This is a genomic window from Vibrio sp. OPT20 (assembly GCF_963889365.1).
Lineage (GTDB): Bacteria > Pseudomonadota > Gammaproteobacteria > Enterobacterales > Vibrionaceae > Vibrio > Vibrio splendidus.
This window is the reverse complement of record NZ_CAWPOA010000072.1, coordinates 1-2,528: the sequence shown is the minus strand read 5'-3', so window position 1 is coordinate 2,528 and position 2,528 is coordinate 1. Positions and strand designations below refer to the sequence as shown.

At 41.1% G+C, this 2,528-nt stretch carries 3 protein-coding genes and 1 pseudogene; 1 reads left to right on the top strand and 3 read right to left on the bottom strand.

The window, feature by feature from the left end; translation table 11 throughout:
• Positions 1–95: 95 nt before the first annotated feature.
• From AACR09_RS16265 to AACR09_RS16255, 3 genes are all read right to left on the bottom strand, one after another.
• Entirely contained in the window at positions 96–725 is a 630-nt protein-coding gene (locus AACR09_RS16265; protein WP_193835415.1) for a hypothetical protein, read from the bottom strand.
• 128 nt (positions 726–853) lie between these two features.
• The gene (locus tag AACR09_RS16260; protein WP_193835414.1) at positions 854–1,372 is read right to left on the bottom strand and encodes a cysteine peptidase family C39 domain-containing protein; all 519 of its coding nucleotides are present in this window, start codon (positions 1,370–1,372) and stop codon (positions 854–856) included.
• 27 nt (positions 1,373–1,399) lie between these two features.
• On the bottom strand, positions 1,400–1,933 hold the full coding sequence (locus AACR09_RS16255) for a DUF6817 domain-containing protein (protein WP_193835413.1): 534 nt from the start codon (positions 1,931–1,933) through the stop codon (positions 1,400–1,402).
• 98 nt (positions 1,934–2,031) lie between these two features.
• Between AACR09_RS16255 and AACR09_RS16250 the strand changes: the two are divergent.
• Positions 2,032–2,528, top strand: a pseudogene (locus AACR09_RS16250) (IS110-like element ISVisp6 family transposase); the annotation flags it as partial.

The following is a 2,528-nucleotide window of genomic DNA, read 5'->3' as shown; positions in this document are numbered from 1 at the left end:
AAAGATGGTTGTGACTCTTAACTCTATGCTGAGAGATGGCGCCATGTGGGATGAAAACACTGCCAAAAATTAATCATTGACGCCATAGTCGTTTGTTAGCTTTGTACTCCCAGTTCGTGCATTAGCTTCTTTCGACACATTTCAACAGACTCAATGGCTGACGAATAACCTGGAACCGCAGATTCTAAAATTGCTTCGTCAGGATCATTGTTGAGAGCAAGTTCCATACTAGATAGCATCCCTATAGATTGAGATAAGCCTGATAAAGCTCGCTTTGCTGCTGAAGTAAGGTAAAGACCATGAACCATTTTAACTTTATCTATAGCGACACGATAATAATGAAAATGTCGATTTTCGGCTAAAGTGTCGACATTACTCCAGACGTAATGTTCATTTGGTGATCGTTCAGCAAGTTGCTTCCAGCTGTATAAATGAATTTCTACGAGTAACTCATCAATAGCAGTCAGAGCGTCCAAGCTCTTAGATTGAAATGACTGACGAAGAGCCCCTTTTACATCTAGTTCTGTTTTGACCTTTTCGAGTTCGACGGCATGCTGACGTTTAATTGATTCTACTTGGTCTGTAATCTGCCCGATATCTTCTTTTGTCGCTAAGTTTTTGGCTTTTTCAGACAAATACTTGGGAAAGTAATTTCTAACAAGAAAGCCGCCGATGGATATGGATACCACCACAGCAATGTTTAAGATTAATACTAAATCTTCCAATTGACCTCCAAAAAAGCTAACGCCTTGCTAAGGTGCGGCTAAACCACTGAACTCAACAAAGCCACGTAATCACTAAACTCAACCAAACCAAAAATACCAAATGTTAGCCGTCACTCTTAAGCAACTTGTTATGTGCGTTTCACCGCCATAAACCATCTAGTACTTTTAGCTAGCCGCCCAAAATCCGTGCGTCGCTCTGCTTTTACCGCTTTTTTCGGATCAATTACAAACTCATTACCTCCGTCACGGCAATACACAACCCAGTGCCAAGTATCTTCTTTTTCTCGATAATTGATCGCTAGGATAGCTAAATCAGGTAATGCATTGAATCCCTTAAAAACTCGACGTTTTCCACCAACATTGAGATTTAATTCTTGACCTAATTTTTGTAGTTCAGAAGCACTTGTATAAAATTCATCATTTGATTCACGATTGAACAAGCCTAACGCAATATCTTTTACGTTGGAGTACTCAGTTCCAGCTAATATAGCAATACAAGCCAAACCGCAACCTGTACGATCTTGTTGAACGACTCTTCTCATTTTTCCTCCGAGCACATAACGCCCAATTAAGTAGCTGACAACGCTACCATTAGACTCAAACTTACCACCTAAATCACTGAAACTAAGCCGAGCTGAAAATGCCAAGCGTTGGCAGTCTGCTTGAATTGCTTGTTATGCGAAATTCGACAATGCTGATTTGTATGCATTTTTAGCCTCTGAACTTAGGTAACTGTCCATACCTTGAAACAGTTCAAATAGCTCAGCACCATACTTTAGTTTGAATTCTTCACTGCTATATACGAGCTCTAGTTCATTAGCGACAGTTAACTCACAAAACAATTTCACCATTACATTGTCGAGCTCGAAGGTTGAACCTGTGAATCTATCTTTGAATTGGATTTCTAGTATTTTACCAAATTGAGGAAATACATAGTCTCGATCGCATGAGCAATACAAGTAAACCAAAGCTTCTTCATCACAACCGATAATACGTGCTATTTCTTGGCGCTGGCTGAGCGATACCATATTTTCGTCGAAACCTGCTGTTCCATAAGCTGCATGAAAAAGACCTGCAATTTGAAGTAACTCGCTACTACCCCAGTTTATTAGAACTTTTTCAGTCCCTTTTAGATGCGCTTCCAATGAACCATTAAAGTGCTGAAAGTCACCCGCACCAAGTTCTTGAAGGATTCTAAATTTATCCATAAATCTCAATTTCCATAAGGTCGCATAACGAATGACATGGATTCCCCCTACCGAGGATCTGCCACACTTATGTGGTACTTAAATGCATCGGAGGCACCATGTCTGATTATTCTTATTTCTGCGGTATCGACCTAGCTAAAAACCACTTCAGTCTTCATGCCGTAGACCAAAATGGTAAGGTCATACTTCATAAGTCGGTAACTCGCTCTAAACTACTGACTACAATAGCAAATATGCCACTCATGCGTATAGGCGTTGAAGCGTGTGGTGGTGCACATTATTGGGCAAGAACACTCAATAAACTGGGACATGACGCCCGTATCATGGCCGTTAAATACGTAATCCCTTATCGAACTAAGGGAAAGAACGACCTTAATGATGCTGTTGCCATATGCGAAGCTGTTCAGCGTCCATCAACTCGCTTTGTACCCGTAAAATCCCCTGAGCAACAAGCCATCTTATCGGTACATAGAATGAGAGAGCATTGGGTTCGTGAGCGCACCGCGCTTATGAATCGCATGCGCGCCCTACTCTCTGAGTTCGGGTTAATCATTCCTGTTGGCCGCTCTTCATTAATGAAACACGTTCCCTTAAT

Coding starts and splice junctions, on each gene's coding strand:
- AACR09_RS16255 (WP_193835413.1), bottom strand. CDS start 1,933: ATGGATAAATTTAGAATCCTTCAAGAACTTGGTGCGGGTGACTTTCAG.